The sequence below is a fragment of the Vreelandella venusta genome, from assembly GCF_044809155.1.
Taxonomy (GTDB): domain Bacteria; phylum Pseudomonadota; class Gammaproteobacteria; order Pseudomonadales; family Halomonadaceae; genus Vreelandella; species Vreelandella venusta_B.
The window spans coordinates 1,898,512-1,916,377 of sequence record NZ_CP085241.1 but is presented as its reverse complement, the minus strand read 5'-3'; the positions used below and the strand labels follow the sequence as shown (position 1 = coordinate 1,916,377).

General features: G+C 53.1%; 16 protein-coding genes. 11 read left to right on the top strand and 5 right to left on the bottom strand.

What is annotated here, in order from left to right:
• Position 1 precedes the first annotated feature (1 nt).
• From LG301_RS09030 to LG301_RS09020, 3 genes are read right to left on the bottom strand one after another with little or no spacing between them, the layout of a single operon-like run.
• Positions 2-1,609, bottom strand: coding sequence for a carboxyl transferase domain-containing protein (locus LG301_RS09030; RefSeq protein WP_404470750.1), 1,608 nt, complete (start codon positions 1,607-1,609; stop codon positions 2-4).
• A gap of 10 nt (positions 1,610-1,619) precedes the next feature.
• Positions 1,620-2,789: an isovaleryl-CoA dehydrogenase gene (locus LG301_RS09025; RefSeq protein WP_404470749.1), complete on the bottom strand. Its 1,170-nt coding sequence runs from the start codon at positions 2,787-2,789 to the stop codon at positions 1,620-1,622.
• A gap of 6 nt (positions 2,790-2,795) precedes the next feature.
• The gene (locus tag LG301_RS09020) at positions 2,796-3,203 is read right to left on the bottom strand and encodes a MerR family DNA-binding transcriptional regulator (protein WP_009099444.1); all 408 of its coding nucleotides are present in this window, start codon (positions 3,201-3,203) and stop codon (positions 2,796-2,798) included.
• A gap of 333 nt (positions 3,204-3,536) precedes the next feature.
• Here LG301_RS09020 and LG301_RS09015 point away from each other — a divergent pair, with 333 nt between their 5' ends.
• The 9 genes from LG301_RS09015 to LG301_RS08975 all read left to right on the top strand — a co-directional run bounded on the left by LG301_RS09015 (position 3,537) and on the right by LG301_RS08975 (position 12,686).
• Positions 3,537-4,325: an ABC transporter ATP-binding protein gene (locus LG301_RS09015; protein ID WP_404470747.1), complete on the top strand. Its 789-nt coding sequence runs from the start codon at positions 3,537-3,539 to the stop codon at positions 4,323-4,325.
• Positions 4,322-5,071, top strand: coding sequence for an ABC transporter ATP-binding protein (locus LG301_RS09010; protein ID WP_404470745.1), 750 nt, complete (start codon positions 4,322-4,324; stop codon positions 5,069-5,071). Before LG301_RS09015 ends, LG301_RS09010 begins: the two co-directional genes overlap by 4 nt.
• Positions 5,072-5,201: 130 nt before the next feature.
• On the top strand, positions 5,202-6,425 hold the full coding sequence (locus LG301_RS09005; RefSeq protein WP_404470744.1) for an ABC transporter substrate-binding protein: 1,224 nt from the start codon (positions 5,202-5,204) through the stop codon (positions 6,423-6,425).
• A gap of 146 nt (positions 6,426-6,571) precedes the next feature.
• Positions 6,572-7,459, top strand: coding sequence for a branched-chain amino acid ABC transporter permease (locus LG301_RS09000; RefSeq protein WP_404470743.1), 888 nt, complete (start codon positions 6,572-6,574; stop codon positions 7,457-7,459).
• Positions 7,460-7,461: 2 nt separating this feature from the next.
• Positions 7,462-8,454, top strand: a complete 993-nt coding sequence (locus LG301_RS08995) for a branched-chain amino acid ABC transporter permease (RefSeq protein WP_404470742.1) — start codon at positions 7,462-7,464, stop codon at positions 8,452-8,454.
• 253 nt (positions 8,455-8,707) lie between these two features.
• Positions 8,708-9,862: an acyl-CoA dehydrogenase family protein gene (locus tag LG301_RS08990; protein WP_404470741.1), complete on the top strand. Its 1,155-nt coding sequence runs from the start codon at positions 8,708-8,710 to the stop codon at positions 9,860-9,862.
• A gap of 36 nt (positions 9,863-9,898) precedes the next feature.
• Positions 9,899-11,014, top strand: a complete 1,116-nt coding sequence (locus LG301_RS08985; RefSeq protein WP_404470740.1) for an enoyl-CoA hydratase/isomerase family protein — start codon at positions 9,899-9,901, stop codon at positions 11,012-11,014.
• A 23-nt stretch (positions 11,015-11,037) separates the two neighbouring features.
• Entirely contained in the window at positions 11,038-11,952 is a 915-nt protein-coding gene (gene mmsB, locus LG301_RS08980; RefSeq protein ID WP_404475214.1) for a 3-hydroxyisobutyrate dehydrogenase, read from the top strand.
• Positions 11,953-12,059: 107 nt separating this feature from the next.
• On the top strand, positions 12,060-12,686 hold the full coding sequence (locus LG301_RS08975; protein ID WP_404470739.1) for a glutathione S-transferase family protein: 627 nt from the start codon (positions 12,060-12,062) through the stop codon (positions 12,684-12,686).
• 29 nt (positions 12,687-12,715) lie between these two features.
• On the opposite strand, the gene LG301_RS08970 is transcribed toward LG301_RS08975, so the two are convergent.
• Both LG301_RS08970 and LG301_RS08965 read right to left on the bottom strand, forming a co-directional pair.
• Positions 12,716-13,639, bottom strand: a complete 924-nt coding sequence (locus tag LG301_RS08970) for a ketopantoate reductase family protein (RefSeq protein ID WP_404470737.1) — start codon at positions 13,637-13,639, stop codon at positions 12,716-12,718.
• 175 nt (positions 13,640-13,814) lie between these two features.
• On the bottom strand, positions 13,815-14,402 hold the full coding sequence (locus tag LG301_RS08965; protein WP_404470736.1) for an NAD(P)H-dependent oxidoreductase: 588 nt from the start codon (positions 14,400-14,402) through the stop codon (positions 13,815-13,817).
• Positions 14,403-15,239: 837 nt separating this feature from the next.
• Here LG301_RS08965 and LG301_RS08960 point away from each other — a divergent pair.
• Entirely contained in the window at positions 15,240-16,163 is a 924-nt protein-coding gene (locus LG301_RS08960) for a bacteriophage abortive infection AbiH family protein (protein ID WP_404470735.1), read from the top strand.
• A 111-nt stretch (positions 16,164-16,274) separates the two neighbouring features.
• A complete protein-coding gene (locus LG301_RS08955; RefSeq protein WP_404470734.1) occupies positions 16,275-17,642 on the top strand; it encodes a hypothetical protein in 1,368 nt (455 codons plus the stop codon).
• Positions 17,643-17,866: the final 224 nt, after the last annotated feature.

Below are 17,866 nucleotides of genomic sequence, written 5' to 3'. Positions count from 1 at the left end.
CTTACATCCGGAACACGCCGAAGCGTGTCTCTTCGACTTCGGCATTCATCGCGGCGGCTAAAGAAAGCCCCAGCACATCGCGGGTTTGCAGCGGGTCGATGACGCCGTCATCCCACAAGCGGGCGCTGGCGTAGTAGGGGTGGCCCTGGTGCTCGTACTGATCGCGGGTGGGCTGTTTGAACGCATCTTCTTCTTCTTTCGTCCACTCGCGCCCTTCGCGCTCGTGCTGTTCGCGCTTCACCTGGGAAAGCACGCCTGCCGCCTGCTCGCCACCCATTACGGAGATACGCGCATTGGGCCACATAAACAGCAGGTTGGGATCATAAGCCCGGCCGCACATGCCGTAGTTGCCCGCGCCGAAGCTGCCGCCAATCAGCACTGTGAACTTAGGTACTTTTGCGCAGGCGACCGCCGTTACCAGCTTGGCGCCGTGCTTGGCGATGCCTTCGTGCTCGTATTTAGAGCCGACCATAAAGCCGGTAATGTTCTGCAGGAACACCAGCGGAATTTTGCGCTGAGCGCATAGCTCAATAAAGTGTGCGCCTTTTACAGCGCTCTCGGAGAACAGCACGCCGTTGTTGGCCACAATGCCCACCGGATAGCCGTGGATATGCGCAAAGCCGGTAACTAAGGTATCGCCGTAGTAGCGTTTGAACTCGTCAAAGTCAGAGTCATCGACAATACGGCCAATCACTTCGCGCACGTCGTACGGCTTTTTAAGGTCGGTACCGACGATGCCGTAAAGCTCAGCGGGGTCGAGCTTCGGGGGCTTAGGCGCTTGCATGGCCAGCTTGCCGCGTTTTTGCCAGTTAAGGCGCGAGACACAGGCGCGGGCTAGCTGCAGCGCGTGGGCGTCGTTTTCGGCATAGTGGTCGGCAACTCCACTGACTTTGGCGTGCACATCGGCACCGCCAAGGTCTTCAGCGCTGATGCTTTCACCGGTGGCAGCTTTTACCAGCGGCGGGCCGCCTAGGAAAATCGTGCCCTGCTCTTTAACGATGATGGATTCATCCGCCATGGCGGGTACGTAAGCGCCCCCGGCGGTACAGGAACCCATTACCACGGCAATTTGTGGAATGCCTTCTGCCGACATGGTGGCCTGGTTATAGAAGATGCGCCCGAAGTGGTCGCGGTCGGGGAACACCTCGTCCTGGCGGGGCAGGAAAGCACCGCCAGAATCGACTAAGTAGATGCACGGAAGGCGGTGCTTGCGGGCAATCTCCTGGGCGCGCAGGTGTTTTTTCACCGTCAGCGGAAAATACGTGCCGCCTTTTACCGTGGCATCGTTAGCCACAATCACGCACTCAACGCCAGATACCCGGCCAATGCCCGTCACTACGCCTGCTGCGGGTACGTCGCTATCGTAAACGTGATGGGCTGCCAGTGCGGAAAACTCCAAAAAGGGCGAGCCTTCGTCAATTAAGTGGTCGATACGATCACGCACGAATAGCTTGCCACGGCTTTCGTGGCGCTCACGAGCTTTAGGGCCGCCGCCTTGGGCGACGGCGGCGGTTAACTCGCGTAGCTTGGAAACTTCCGCCAGCATGGATGCCGCGTTGGTTTGAAAGACATCGCTGCGGGGATTGATCTGTGTAGAGAGTGTGCTCATGGCGCGGCCCTTACTTTGTTTCGGTGAAGAGTTCGCGGCCAATCAGCATCCGGCGAATTTCGCTGGTGCCCGCGCCAATTTCATACAGCTTCGCGTCGCGCAGCAGGCGTCCGGTGGGGTACTCATTGATGTAGCCATTACCGCCCAGTAACTGAATGGAATCCAGGGCTACTTGGGTGGCTTTTTCGGCACAGTAAAGAATCACGCCAGCGGCATCTTTGCGCGACGTTTGGCCGCGATCGCAGGCGCCAGCAACGGCGTACAGGTAGGCGCGGCAGGCGTTCATCGTGGTGTACATATCGGCCACTTTGCCTTGCACTAGTTGGAATTCACCGATGGCTTGGTTGAACTGTTTGCGCTCATGGATATAGGGCATCACCACGTCCATGGCGGCTTGCATAATACCGATGGGGCCTGCGGCCAGAACGGCGCGCTCATAGTCCAAACCGCTCATCAAGACGCGCACGCCTTTACCTACTTCGCCCAGCACGTTTTCGGCCGGTACTTTGCAGTCTTGGAAGACTAGCTCGCAGGTGTTAGAGCCGCGCATGCCCAGCTTGTCGAGTTTCTGCGCAGTCGAGAAGCCTTCCATGCCTTTTTCGATAATAAACGCGGTAATGCCTTTCGAGCCTGCGTCGGGATCGGTTTTGGCGTACACCACCAGCACATCAGCGTCAGGACCGTTGGTGATCCACATTTTGTTGCCGTTGAGGATGTAGTGATCGCCCTCTTGTTTTGCGCGCAGCTGCATGGAGACCACATCGGAACCTGCACCCGGCTCGGACATTGCCAGCGCGCCCACGTGGTCGCCGCTGATCAGCTTGGGTAGGTATTTCTCTTTTTGTGCAGCGGTGGCGTTGATCTTCAGCTGGTTAACACAAAGGTTAGAGTGCGCGCCGTAGGAGAGCGCGACCGAAGCGCTCGCCCGGGAGATTTCTTCCATGGCGATGCAGTGAGCTAGGTAGCCCATGCCGCTACCGCCATCCTCTTCGGATACGGTGATGCCTAATAGGCCCATATCGCCGAACTTCTTCCAGAGATCGTTAGGGAATTCGTTGGTGCGATCAATTTCGGCAGCGCGGGGAGCAATTTCACTCGCGGCAAAGGCGTTGACCTGCTCGCGCAGCATGTTCAGTTCGTCGTCCAGGCCAAAATTAAGTTCTGAATAGTGTGAAAACATGGTCAATTACCTTGTGGTTGTTAATGGATGCTTTTCGTTCAGTTCTTCAAGTGCTTGTCGGCAGCGAATTTCGGCACTTTCAAGCTCAAGCTGCACCATGGTGATGTCTTTCATTTGTTGTTCGAGGGCGGCGCGGCGCTCTCCAATCTTGCTTAACATCAGGTGCAGCTGCTTTTCGCTGCCGCTACGGGTTTCATCCCACAGCTCGAAAAGTTCCCGAATTTCAGCGAGGGAAAACCCCAGGCGTTTGCCGCGTAGCGTTAGTTTCAGCCGGACACGATCTTTACTGCTGTATATGCGTGTTTGCCCCCGGCGGGCGGGGTGTAAAAGCTCTTGGTCTTCATAAAAGCGAATACTGCGCGTAGTGACATCGAACTCGCTGGCCAGCTCACTGATCGAGTAGGTTTTGCTCATTATCATGGTTCTCGTCAATAGGGGGATGTCCCTATGGAACACTGACCATGAGGCTAAAACAAGTTTACGTTAACGTAAAGCTGATATTGCTTAGCGTCGATAACCGTTGAATTTAATTAACTGCATGAAAAATATGAATTTAAAGAGTTGAAAGTAGAGGCAGCTTAGCCTGCGTAGACCAAAGTTGTAATTGTAATACCCTGCAAGTGATTGCTAGTTTGCACCTACACCTTACGTTCAGGTAAGGGTGCGTCGCCGGCTAACGATTTTTCGCTCCAGAGTAAACTGGCTGGTGCAAAGTCAGCACAAGAACAACAAGAGGCTTACCACTTCATGCGTGCAGACGATGTAAACAAGGGGCCAGTGCTCGAAACGCGAGGGCTGACCAAAGAGTTCCGCGGCTTTACCGCCGTTGATGACGTGAACCTTCAAGTCCAAGAAGGGCATATTCACGCCCTTATCGGGCCTAACGGTGCGGGTAAAACAACCGTTTTTAACCTGTTAACCAAGTTTTTACCGCCTACTCGCGGTGAGATCCTCTATCGCGGCAAACCTATCACCAGTAAAAAGTCCAACGAGATAGCACAGCTTGGTTTGGTGCGTTCGTTTCAAATTTCGGCCGTGTTTGCCCACATGACCGCACTAGAAAACGTGCGCGTTGCGCTACAGCGCCAGCTGGGTACCTCCTTCCATTTTTGGAAGTCGGAGACATCGCTTAATCACCTTAACGACCGCGCCATGGAGCTGCTCGAGGAAGTGGGTCTTAAAGAGTATGCCGACACCTTAACAGTAGAAATGCCTTACGGCCGTAAGCGGGCCTTGGAAGTTGCCACGACGCTGGCGCTTGACCCCACGATGATGCTGCTGGATGAACCGACCCAGGGCATGGGCGCTGAAGATGTTGACCGCATCGTGGCGCTGATTAAACGCGTCTCACAAGGACGCACGGTACTGATGGTTGAGCACAACTTAAGCGTGGTAAGCCGGTTATGCGACCGCATTACCGTGTTGGCGCGTGGCGCGGTGCTCGCAGAAGGCGACTATGAAGAGGTTTCCCGCAACCCGCTGGTGCGTGAGGCCTATATGGGTAGCGAAGCCGCTGAAGAGGAGGCTGCCGTATGAACACCGCTGAAGCGTATGAGACCAACGCGGCTACCGATTCGCAAACCCTAGAAATGTTGCGGGTGAATGATCTGCACGCCTTTTACGGCGAGTCGCACATTCTGCACGGCGTTAACTTTGATGTTAAGCGCGGTGAGCTGGTGACCCTGTTAGGGCGAAATGGCGCGGGGCGCAGCACTACCCTTAAAGCCATTATGAATATGGTGGGTCGGCGTACTGGCTCTATCGTCATTAACGGTAACGAAACGCTGCGCATGAAGCCGCACCATATTCCTCGGCTGGGTATTGGTTACTGCCCGGAAGAGCGGGGGATTTTTGCGAGTTTGGATGTGCATGAAAATTTACTGCTGCCACCCACCGTGCGCTCAGGCGGCATGAGCCTAGATGAAATCTACGGCATGTTTCCTAATCTTTATGAGCGGCGCAGAAGCCAGGGGACACGCCTTTCCGGTGGTGAGCAGCAGATGTTAGCCATGGCGCGTATTTTGCGCACTGGGGCTAGGTTATTGCTGCTTGATGAGATCACCGAGGGGTTGGCACCGGTTATCGTGCAGAAATTAGCCGAGGTGTTAATCCAGTTGAAAGAGCGCGGTATGACCATTGTGCTGGTGGAGCAGAACTTCCGCTTTGCGGCCCCCTTAGCAGATCGTCATTTCGTAATGGATCATGGCCAGATTGTGGAGGAGATCACCGCCGCACAGCTGCCTTCCCGCCGTGACCACCTCAACACGATGTTGGGGGTGTAGCAAAGACCAGGACGAATGGAGCAACACTCGCCAGAATTAACAATGCAGTATCCATAACGCTGAACGCTCTACAAAACGCTTAATAACGTCGTAACACAAAAACAAAGGCCTTAAGGGCCAGGAGACGAACATGACCTTCATGAAAAAAACGCTGACCGCCAGCATCGCTGTTGCCGCTGCTTCCACCATGGCTATTTCAACCGCCCAGGCTGACATGAGCGATGGCGAGGTTCGTATTGGTTACTTGGCCGATATGTCAGGCACTTACCGCGACCTCGCCGGGCCAGGTGGGCAAACGGCTATGGAAATGGCCGTTGCGGATTTTGGTGGCAGCGTGAATGGTGCGCCCATCGTTGTATTTAGTGCCGATGACCGTAATAGCGCCGACGTAGGGGCTAATACCGTACGCGAATGGATAGATCAGCGTAACGTGGATATGGTGGGCGGCCTTGTGGCGTCTTCGGTCACTATCGCGGTTACCCGCGTGCTTGAAGAGAACAACGGCCTGGGCATTGTCTCCGGCTCTGCGGCGTCCAGTATCACCAACGAGCACTGCACGCCAAACCACATTCACTGGGTGTATGACACTTATCCGCTGGCCAACGGTACCGCACAGGCCGTTGTAGAGCAGGGCGGCGACACGTGGTTCATGCTGACTGCGGACTACGCCTTTGGCCACGCGCTGGAAGGTGACGTAACGCGCGTCGTAGAAGAGAGTGGTGGTGAAGTAGTGGGCGGCGTTCGCCATCCATTCCCCACTAGCGATTTCTCCTCCTACATTCTCCAGGCCCAAGGCTCTGGTGCCAAAATTGTGGGCCTGGCTAACGCGGGTGCGGATACCGTCAACGCCATCACCACCGCCAGTCAGTTTGGCCTTGTTCAAAGCGGTCAGCAGTTAGCGGGTCTGCTTATCTTCCTGAACGACGTTCACGCCCTAGGCTTGGAAGCTACCCAAGGCCTGTTGCTGACCACTGGTTGGTACTGGGACATGGATGAAGAGGCCCGCGCGTGGTCTGAGCGTTACTACGAAGAGATGGGCCGTATGCCAACGATGGTGCAAGCGGGTATCTACTCCAGCACCATGCACTACCTAAAAGCGGTAGAAGCGGCAGGCACTGATGATCCTGAAACCGTACGTGCTCAAATGGCTGAGATGCCCGTTGATGACTTCTTTGCCCGCAACGGCACCATTCGTGAAGATGGCCGCATGATTCACGATATGTACCTAGCCCAGGTGAAAACACCGGAAGAGTCCACTGGTGAGTGGGACCTTTACGAAATCCTTAGCACTATTCCCGCCGAAGAAGCCTACCGTCCGCTTTCTGAGAGTCAGTGCAATCTGGTTCAAAACTAAAACGGGTCTAGAAACGTTTGAAAGCATAGGGCCTATGGCAGCGATTCAGGCTTAGCCATTCATAGCCTTGAAGCGTTATTACATAAGCAATACCCACGGGTGGCAGCAGGTGCTGCTACCCGCTTGGCGGCGAGGAGAGTCATACCATGACGATGATATTCGGCGTGCCACTGGCCGTGTTCATGGGCCAGCTAACGCTTGGGCTTGTGAACGGTGCCTTTTACGCACTGCTTAGTTTGGGCCTGGCGGTCATCTTCGGCCTACTGAAGATCGTCAACTTTGCCCATGGGGCACAATACATGCTGGGGGCCTTCGCCGCGCTGTTAGGCTTTCGCTACTTAGGCATTAACTACTGGCTAGCACTGTTCTTGGTGCCGCTGGTGGTCGGTGGTTTTGGCATGCTGATGGAGCGCTTCTTGCTGCGTCGTATTGCCCATCTGGATCACCTGTACGGGCTGTTGCTAACGTTCGGGTTAGCGCTGATTTTTGAAGGCACGCTGGTCAACTTCTTCGGGGTTTCCGGTGCGCGTTATGCCACTCCAGAGTCACTTCAAGGGGGGCTTAACTTTGGCTTTATGTTCCTGCCTACTTACCGCGCCTGGGTGCTGGTGGCGGCATTGGCAATGTGTCTATTCACCTGGTTTATGATTGAGCGCACTCGCTTGGGCGCCTACCTGAGGGCGGGTACAGAAAACTCCCAGTTGATGCAGGCGTTTGGGGTCAACGTACCGCTGTTAATTACCCTTACCTATGGTTTTGGGGTTGCACTGGCTGCGTTTGCTGGCGTTCTGGCAGCGCCGCTATATCCGGTTTCACCCACCATGGGCTCAAGCCTATTGATTGTGGTGTTTGCCGTGGTGGTTATCGGGGGAATGGGCTCCATTCTGGGGGCGATCCTTACCGGTCTAGGCATGGGAGTTATCGAAGGCTTAACCAAAGTGTATTACCCGGAAGCCTCCAATACCGTGATCTTCCTGGTGATGATATTAGTGCTCATGTTACGCCCCGCTGGGCTGTTCGGTAAGGAGGCTTAACCATGGCAGATTCTCAAGCATTCAAAGCACCCTCTGCGGTGTTGGAGCGCCAAAAACGTGCCAATATGCGCCGCAATCTCTTCTACATAGCGCTTGTTGCCGTGGGTTTAGTGGCGCCTTTCTTAGCGTACCCAGTGTTCCTCATGAAGGTTCTCTGCTTTGCGCTATTTGCCAGCGCCTTCAACCTGCTGCTGGGCTATGCTGGACTGCTCTCGTTTGGGCACGCTGCGTTTCTCGCGACAGGTGGCTATATTACCGGCTACTTGCTGGCAAGTTACCCAGGCTTAACGCCCGAGCTGGGCATTATCGGCGGTACCCTGACGGCTACGGTGTTAGGGCTGTTATTTGGCCTGCTGGCTATCCGGCGCCAGGGTATCTACTTTGCCATGGTGACGCTGGCGCTAGCGCAGCTTGTTTACTTCATGTTTGTACAGGCGCCCTTTACCGGTGGTGAAGACGGCTTACACGGCGTGCCACGGGGTGAGCTGTTCGGCTTCATCAGCCTGAGTAGCAACTTGGCGATGTACTACTTCGTGTTTGCGATCTTCTTATTCGGCTTTGCGCTTATCCAGCGCACCGTACATTCACCCTTTGGGCAGGTGCTGAAGGCAATTCGTGAAAACGAACCCCGTGCGGTCTCGTTAGGCTACAACGTTGATGCCTACAAACTGTTGGCCTTTGTACTCTCTGCTGCCGTCGCTGGGTTGGCGGGCTCCACCAAAACCGTGGTGTTCCAGCTGGCTTCGTTAACCGATGCCCACTGGCACATGTCGGGTGAAGTGATCCTTATGACGCTGCTAGGTGGCGTGGGAACGTTGCTTGGGCCTCTTATGGGCGCAGGGATTGTGGTTAGCCTACAGCACATTTTGGCGCAGTCGCCGTTGGGTAACTGGGTAAGCGTTATTCTTGGCATTATCTTTGTGATCTGTGTGCTTAGTTTCCGCAGCGGCATTGTGGGCGAGCTAGATAAAATGTATCGCAAAAACTTTAAGTGATGAGTTGAACCGAGTCTGTCCGTTGGGTGCCAAATGGCACCCTTTTTTTGTCCTCAACACACGTCTAGTCCAAAGGTAGTGGGGCTAAGCGGTTGCGTAGGTTAAGGTAAAAATATAAGTTAACGTAAACGTCAACATTGCTAATTGTGATAACCGTCAACTACGACATTCGCTAACAACGACAAATAGCAGAGCCTGCGCCGCCTAACGCTGAACAGTGCGTTTTGTAGCCACGCTTATGCGGAGGAACGTCATGAATTTTGAGCTAAGCGAAGACCAAATTGCCTTTTCTGATATGGCACGGGCGTTTGCCCAAAACGAGTTAGAACCCCATGCGGCAGAGTGGGATGCAGAGTCCTTTTTCCCCGTGGACGTTATTCGTAAAGCAGGCGAGTTAGGTTTTTGTTCGCTCTACGCGCCGGAAAGCGTAGGCGGGCTGGGTCTTTCGCGTCTGGACGCGAGCATTATTTTCGAACAGCTCTCTATGGGCTGCACTTCAACCACTGCTTATCTCACCATTCATAACATGGTGACGTGGATGCTGGCCGATTTCGGCACGCCGGAAGCGGTAGAAGCGTGGGGCGAAAAACTGGCCACCGGCGAGCTGCTAGGCTCTTACTGCTTAACCGAACCCAACTCAGGCTCGGATGCGGCTTCGCTTAAAACCACGGCCAAGCGCGACGGCGACGACTACGTCCTCAATGGCAGCAAAATGTTTATTTCCGGCGCGGGCAGCACCGACTTTTTAGTGGTGATGGCGCGTACCGGGGGGGAAGGCCCCAGCGGCGTTTCCGCCTTTGCGGTTGATGCGAAAACAAGCGGCATTAGCTACGGACGCAAAGAGGACAAAATGGGTTGGAACAGCCAGCCAACCCGCATGATTACCTTTGAAGATGTGCGCGTGCCTGCTAACCACCTGCTGGGTAACGAAGGCGACGGCTTCAAAATTGCCATGAAGGGGCTAGATGGTGGGCGTATCAATATCGCCACCTGCTCAATCGGTACCGCTCAGCAGGCGATCAACAAAGCCCGTGACTATATGCTGGAGCGTAAGCAGTTTGGTAAACGCTTAGCAGACTTCCAAGCGCTTCAGTTCCGTATGGCGGATATGGTGACGGAGCTTGTCGCTGCTCGCCAGTTAGTGCGCATGGCCGCCACCAAGTTGGATGCAGGCCACCCGGATGCCACCACCTACTGCGCCATGGCCAAACGGTTTGCGACAGATGTGGGCTTCAGGGTGTGCGACGAGGCGCTGCAGATGTATGGCGGTAACGGTTACATTAAGGAGTACCCGATGGAGCGCTATGTGCGTGACACCCGTGTACACCGCATTCTGGAAGGAACCAATGAAATCATGCGGCTGATTATTTCCCGCCGCGTGCTCTCTGATGGTGCTTCAGAGCTATAGTTAGCCACAAGCTCAGCCAACCACAAGGACAATGGAATGAGTAGCGTACTGTTTGCTGAACACGCCACCCAAGATGGTCATGTTATTGGCGAGATCACGCTTAACGCCGAGCGTTCGCTGAATGCCCTGACGTTAGAGATGATTGAAGAGATGCTGCCACGCTTGAAAGCGTGGCAAGCCGATAAGCGCATTGTTGCGGTGCTGCTGGATAGCGCGGGTGAAAAATCATTTTGCGCCGGTGGCGATGTTGTCAATCTTTACAAAGCGATTAAAGGGGATGGCGAGGCGGATTTCCCCGAACGTTTCTTTGAGAACGAGTACCGCCTTGACTACCTGTTACATACCTATCCCAAGCCCGTTATTTGCTGGGGCAGCGGAATTGTAATGGGCGGAGGAATGGGACTGCTAAGCGGCAGCAGCCACCGAATCGTGACGGAAACCTCTCGGCTTGCGATGCCAGAAGTGACTATCGGCCTTTATCCCGACGTAGGCGCAAGTTGGTTTCTCAACCGCCTGCCCAATGGCACCGGCCGGTTTTTAGCGATGACCGGCAGCCAAATTAACGCACCGGATGCGGTTCATCTTGGCCTTGCGGACCGCGCCATTGCTAGCCATTACCGCACAGACCTGGCTCAAAAACTGGTAGACGCCACCTGGGGAGAAGGCGAGCAAACCGACGCCCACGGTGTGGTCAACCGCATACTGCGCGAATTTGAGCAGGCGTCTCAAGACGTATTTGCCGAACTAGAGACGCCTGTTCACCAATCTGCCGCACTGATTCGTGAGCTTATGGATCACGACACCGTTGAACAAGCGGTCGAGGCGGTGCTGGCAGTCAACAGCGATGATAAATGGTTCAGCAAAGCGCAGAAAACGCTTTCCCACGGCAGCCCCGTGTCGGTGAAGTTAATTGATGAGCAGCTTAAACGCGCCAAGCATATGTCTCTGGCGGAGGTGTTTCAGTTTGAGCTAGCGCTTTCCGTGCAGTGCTGCCGTCATCAAGAGTTTCCTGAAGGCGTACGCGCCCTGTTAGTCGATAAAGACGGCCAGCCCGCGTGGAAATACCCAGACGTTTCGTCAGTTGAGCAAAGCTTTATTGATGCGCTGCTGGCTTCGCCGTGGGAAAAAAGCCCACTTGCGGATCTTCGTTAATCCGTTTCTCAGCCAATTTTCTAATAAGGACAACAAAGATGAGCACTGTCGCGTTTATCGGTTTAGGCAATATGGGTGGCCCCATGGCGGCCAACTTAGCGAAAGCAGGCTTCAGCGTTCGCGCGTTTGACCTTTCTGACCAAGCCTTGGAAACCGCAAAATCGCAAGGGTGTGAAATTGCGGCCTCTGCCCAGGCTGCGGCCACCGATGCCGATTTCATTATTTCCATGCTACCCGCAGGCAAGCACGTGCAAGGCCTGTATGTAGACGGTGACCAGCCGCTGTTTGATGTGATCAAAAAAAGCGCTTTGGTCATCGACTGCTCGACCATTGATGCGGATACCGCCCGTAGCGTTGCTGCCGCTGGCGCAGAAAAAGGCGTGGGTTTTGTTGATGCGCCTGTATCTGGCGGGGTAGGTGGCGCCCAGGCGGGCACCTTAACCTTTATTGTGGGCGGCTCTGATGCCCAATTCGAACAAGCCAAGCCCGTTCTGGATGTAATGGGTAAGAACATTTTCCACGCGGGCGACCACGGCGCAGGCCAGATTGCCAAAGTCTGCAATAACATGCTGCTTTCCATCCTGATGGCGGGCACCTGCGAAGCGATCAACATGGGCGTCAAAAACGGCCTGGACCCCGCCGTACTTTCCGAGATCATGAAGCAAAGCTCCGGCGGGAACTGGGCACTTAATGTTTATAACCCTTACCCCGGCGTGATGGAAAATGCCCCCGCCTCGAAAGGCTACCAAGGTGGTTTCCAGGTCGACCTGATGATTAAAGACCTGGGGCTTGCCATGGATGTGAGCCAGCAAAGCGCCTCACCGGTGCCGATGGGGTCGGCAGCCCGCTCGTTATTTACGCTGCACAAAGCAGGCGGTAACGGTAAGCTCGACTTCTCCAGCTTGTTAACGTTTTATCAGGATAAAGACGGCGCATAAAATGCGGTAAGACGGGGCCGCGCCTCGTCTTACCACTTCGTGCCTAAATCCGTGCCTAGAAGAGCAAACGTGGGCGCTCTGGGTTAATCCATAAATAAGGGGCGTTCATGATTACGCTTTGGGGCCGCAATAACTCTACCAATGTAAAAAAAGTCCTTTGGGTACTGGAAATGCTGGAGCTGCCTTACCAGCAAATCCCAGCAGGGCGGGAGCACGGGGTTAACACGACGCCTGAATATTTGGCCATGAACCCCAACGGGCTGGTGCCACTGTTAAAAGACGATGCCACCCAAAGCGTGTTCTGGGAGTCCAACGCGATTATTCGCTATCTAGCGGCCCAGTATGGCCAGCACGCGCTGTGGATTGACAACCCCGCCCAGCGCGCCCAAATGGAAAAGTGGATGGACTGGTCGACAAGCGCACTAACGCCGCCACACCGCAAGTTCTTATTGGGTTATATCAGAACGCCCTCGGAACAGCGCGATATGGCGCGCTTAGCACCGGTGATTACCACCTGTGAAACCTTGTTTGAGCAGATGGATGACGCGCTTGCCGAGCAGCGCTGGTTCTCCGGTGATGCGTTTGGCCTGGGGGATATTGCGCTTGCCCCGTTCGTTTATAACCTGCGTAACAGTGGCCTAACCTGGCAACCTCGCCCGCACCTTGAGCGCTGGGCCGAACAGCTTGCCGAGCTGCCCGCCTACCGCAAGGTGGTCATGATTCCCGTCTCTTAACCCAACACAGCCCAGCGGCGGGTGTTGAGTTAAAAGCGCGCTTCCAGTGCCGCAAGCGCGCTATCCAGTGCTGTGAGCGCTTCACACGTCAACCCATGCCACTCGGCGCTTGCAATCAGCGGCCCCAAAATAGCCCCGCGCTCGGTGGGGCGTTTGGCTTCAACATCCTGCAGCATCGACGCCTTATTATGGGCGGTGTTGGCGATTACCTGTCGTACCAGCGCTAACCAGGCATCGTCTCCTTGCTCGCCTGACGGTGGCGCAATGCCTTCAGCCTGTAAAATCGCCGCTACTTCCGTGACCACAGACTCCACATGGCCCGCATAAGCGGCTTCTTGCAGCGCGCCGTTCCGCACGCCGTTTAGAGCGACCAGCGGGTTAATTGCCGCGTTCACCGCCAGTTTCTGCCACAGGCGTTGACGAATATCGCTGACAGCGGTGGCGCTAAAGCCTGCTTCATTCAACTGCGCCGTTAAGGTTTCTGCTAGCGCTGCGTGCTGATTATCCAAATCCCCGAGAAACGTCGGCCCACGGCCTGCGTGTACCACGCCATCATCCCCGGTTAGGTAAGCACCTTGGGTAGTGGTAGCGCACAGCACCGGCCCAGGCCACGTTTGGTTAATACGCGGCTGGGCGTAAAAACCGTTTTGCCACAGCACCAGCGGGGTGGAAGAGGGCAGCTGACTAGCCACACTGGCCAGCGCCGCCTCTGCGGCCATCGCTTTGGTGGTGATATGCACAAAAGCGGGCGGTTCAGGCGCATCTGCCGCCGCCAACTGCGCAGCCGTTAGCAAGGTTAAATGCTGGGTACGTGCTTCGCCTTCCGGTGTAGTGAGCATCTGCCGTGAAGGCAGTTCACGGCGGCCAATCACCACCACCTCAACCAACGGTGCCAACGAATGCGCCAGCAGGCGGCCAATGGCCCCAGGGCCAAGAATCCAATGGGTTGTCATGGGGAACACTTCATCATAAACGGGAATAGCGCCAAGCTTACCGCGTTCGGAGTGGGGTGGCGAAGGAGAGCAATAGGGCTATCGATAGAGCTTTTGCTAGTTGCCTTGCCCTGGCCGCAAGTTCAATTACAGGCGTCATGCGTCACAGTCGTCTGCTGGGTGGCCACCGTTAGCTTCACTTGGCTTCTTTTCCTAACGTATGCAGCTTGCGAAACCATTCGTTGCGTTTTTGCTCGCTCATTGTCTCTACGCCTCCGATCAGTGTTTCACGCACGGGAGAGAAGCCGACAAAGCCGAGGACATTGCGCTCCAATGATTTGATGCTGTGCGCCCGATAAATATGTCGATAGATTATCGCGGGCATGCCCATGGTCACTACGATCCGCGCCGTGCGTTCGGTTAGTCCCTTTTTTCCTAGCGGGTTGCCTTCCACGTACGCGAAGGCGAAGCCCGGTCGCAGCACTTGTTCCAAAAACGCTTTGACGAGAGCCGGCATGTCGCCAAGCCACAGCGGAAAGATCAGTACCAAGTGCTGGCACCAACCAATGGATTCCTGCGCCGCTTTCAGTGAGGCTGGCAGAGAAGCTGTTTGCCACTCCTGCTGGCTGCGCAGCAGCGGAAATTCCAGAGAGGCGATGTTAATCAGGCGAACCTCATGGCCGTTGGCCTGGGCGCCTTCGCAATAGTGATCCGCGAAAGAGTGGCACAGGTGCGCCTTACTGGCATCAGGATGGCCCTGCAGGATCAGAATTCGCTGGCTCATTTGGCGGGTTCTCGCTGCAAACAGAGGAGTAGGTGCGCGGCGGTCATTAATCACGCTTTGTGCCTACTATTACCCAATAGCAACGCTGATTGTGCGTCGCAATAGGGTTTTTATCATGCATCGGTAGCAATGCGCCAATAAGCGGCCAATGGCTCCAGGGCCGATAATCCATTGGGGCGTCATAATCAAAACATCACCACCAGCGGCAGTGCCACCAAGCTTTCGGCGCTCAACGTAAGGAGCCGAAACTAAGAAAAAGCGTTAGGTACATGACTATTTTCTAATGACACGGGTAAGCAGAGTTTGGTAGGTTGGAAGCTAAGCAGATTTTGTTGGCTTTGAAGTGGTTGGGCAAGAGGGTGCAAAGCAGGCTTTGAGCTGTATGTGGCCGCTTTCGACCCTGAGCGGACGTTAGAGTCAGAGAAATACCTTAACAAGAATACTCGTGCCCCAGCGTGACGCTTGAATGCAACCTCAATACAACCGAAGGCATTACTACCAATGGCACGCTGAGGCGCTAGATTAGAATGAGGTGATATTTAGCCTCTCGCGGGCTTTAGTTCTACTTGGCTTGCAGTTGGATTTTGTTACTGGGCAGGCTACATTAAATACAGTCAAGCAGGGGGGCGTTGAAATGACACGATCTATTACCGCCCAGTAGCCTCAGAATTGCTCCCAAAATAGGCAGCTAAGCACCTTGGAAGGCTCAGCGTTAAATACATTCCCTATTAAACAGACGCTTGCCTGCTGGACGCGCATTAGTCCAACAGGCATTTGTGCGCCATGCTACGCACGGTGAAGAAACGCTATACAGTTAGGTTCCAAGGAGATCGAAGCTTGTCAGCTAGAGTGCTTTATATAATTGGTAATGGGTTTGACTTGCACCATGGCCTCGCGACCAGCTTCTCAGATTTCAAGGAATTTGTAGCTCGTCGTAATCCGGAGCTTCAATCTACAGTTGAAGAGTACCTATGTGCTCTTAGTGGGAACTGGGAAAACCTGGAAGAAGCCTTGGCTTACTTCGACATCGCTCAAGTCATAGATAATGCGTCGAACTTCCTAGTATCTTATGGCGCGGATGATTGGAGCGATTCATGTCATCATGATTATCAGTATGAAATAAATGAGATCGTGCGAGCTGTATCAAGCCGACTAAAAGAAGAATTTGTTTCTTGGGTGCAGACAATCCAGATCCCGGCTGACGCGGATAAAAGGAATCTAAAGCTGGAGCCGAATGCATTGTTCCTCAATTTTAACTACACGATCACTGTTCAAGAACTTTATTCGGCGTATCAACCACAAGTCCTCCATATTCATGGTTCAGCCGAAGATGGCGAGGAAGAAATTATCCTAGGTCATGGCTGGAGCGCGACTGAGAGGCCGAAATTAAACGAGTCGAATGAGTTCGAAGATATCGACACGCGAGTCATGGAAGGGTACAAGCTTATAGAGGACTATTTTGAGGATACTTTTAAGCCAACCAATGAAATTATAAAGAGAAATCAGAGTTTCTTCGACGGTTTACAGGATGTGACTGACGTTTATGTTTGGGGACACTCTTTGTCAAATATTGATCTTCCATATCTTGCTGAAGTTGCGCATATCACAAAAGCAAACCATCCAACTTGGCACGTTAGTCACTATAGCTCCTCCAGCATAGAAGGCAACGCTGCTGCTATGTCAACAATTGGCATAGAAAGCTCTAGGGTACGCCACCACCAGCTCGCAGAGTATGCCGTTAATAAAAAACCTAACAAGTAGTTGCAGTTCGTTCCGGCCCTTATGGGCCTCCACCGGATCGGTTTTTCGGCGCGGTAGCGCTTCTAAATCAGCCGCTTAACATTGATGTAAGGCTATTAATCAGGAATCGTCATGGACGAGATAACCGTAAAAAATTTAGATATAAAAAGATTCAATGCTCTAGCCGCTCAGTCTAGAAGCCCTGCAGCAGCATATATGAGTGAAGAACTAGAATGGTATGCTGATGATTCCGAAGCTGTCTTGGGTATTGTTCTTCGAGATACAGTTGATGATGACTTTGTTGGCATTATCTTGGGGCGAGATGAAGGCGGTCGCTTTAGAGCATTTGATGTAAAAGCCTCAATTGAAACGATTGAAGAAGCGAGAACCTGGGTGCAAGGAGGTATTAAATGGCATGCTGGCACAGGGAATGCCGTATTTCCTCAAGGTGATGAAACGAAGGGCTTGGATCTATTTACTCCAGTAGTCTCAATTGCAAAGCAACACCCATTCTTTACAAAGTTATCCCAAGAAGAATCATTCGTTCCTGCCAAATCAATTATCAATGAACTTATGCCTCATTTTGTTGATATTGATGGGAATTTTATTGAGCAGTTTCAAAGTTCTGGATTTGACGCCAGATTATGGGAGCTTTATTTGAATACGTATTTCAATGAAGAACAGCTGTTTTTTGACCGAGAGCATCATGCACCAGATTTTTTGGTTAAAAAATATGGAAAAAAAGTTGCAATTGAAGCAGTGATAGTAGGCAGGAAAAAGAATAATCCTGTCTCACTCTTCCAGGAAGGGCCAAAATTATTACACCCGCATGAGATAGCAGAAAAACACAAAAATGAAATGCCAATAAAATTTGGAAGCCCACTTTTTAGCAAGTTAAAAAAAGAATATTGGAAACTTGATCATGTAAAAGACAATCCTCTCGTCTTCGCTATAGCTGACTTCCATGATGATCAGTCGATGCAATGGAGTTCAAATGCGCTAATAAACTACCTCTATGGGGTTCAGCACGAATTTAGCCATGATAAAGATGGCAAGCTTATCATTTCCGCTTTAAAAATTGAAAAGCATAAAGTGGGTGATAAGGTGATTCCATCAGGCTACTTCTTTCAGCCTGATGCTGAAAATATTAGCGCGGTATTGTTCTCTGCAAGCGGTACAATATCAAAATTTAATCGCATAGGCCGCCAAGCAGGCTTCGGTCCTGATAACATCATTATGCACCGATTTGGTACGCATCATGATCATGACCCGAATGCGTCTCTGCCTAAGCAGTTTGCTTATCAAGTAACGACAGAATCAAATGAAACGTGGGGTGAAGGTTTATCAATGTTCCACAATCCAAATGCAAAGCATCCAGTACCTGAAGAATTATTTCCATCAATTGCACATCACTATTTTGATGACGGTCAAATAATTAGTCATCTTCCAGAATTTCACCCATATTCGTCGATGACCATCAATATGAAGATCGTACCGTGATAAGTTTAACAATCAGCTGCTGTTGGGCTGGAAATAGCTCTGGCGTTGCCTCCGCTTATTCCAGCCGCAGAGCTGGGCGTTAAAGCACTATATCAGTGACATCTAAAAGACCGCTTCTGGCCGATAGCATAAGTTGCGCGAGATGCGAGGTGTTTGCTGAAACGAAAAGAGCCGTGAATATGGTCGTGCTCCGCTCCGCTGATCACTGTATTTCTTCAAAGCAG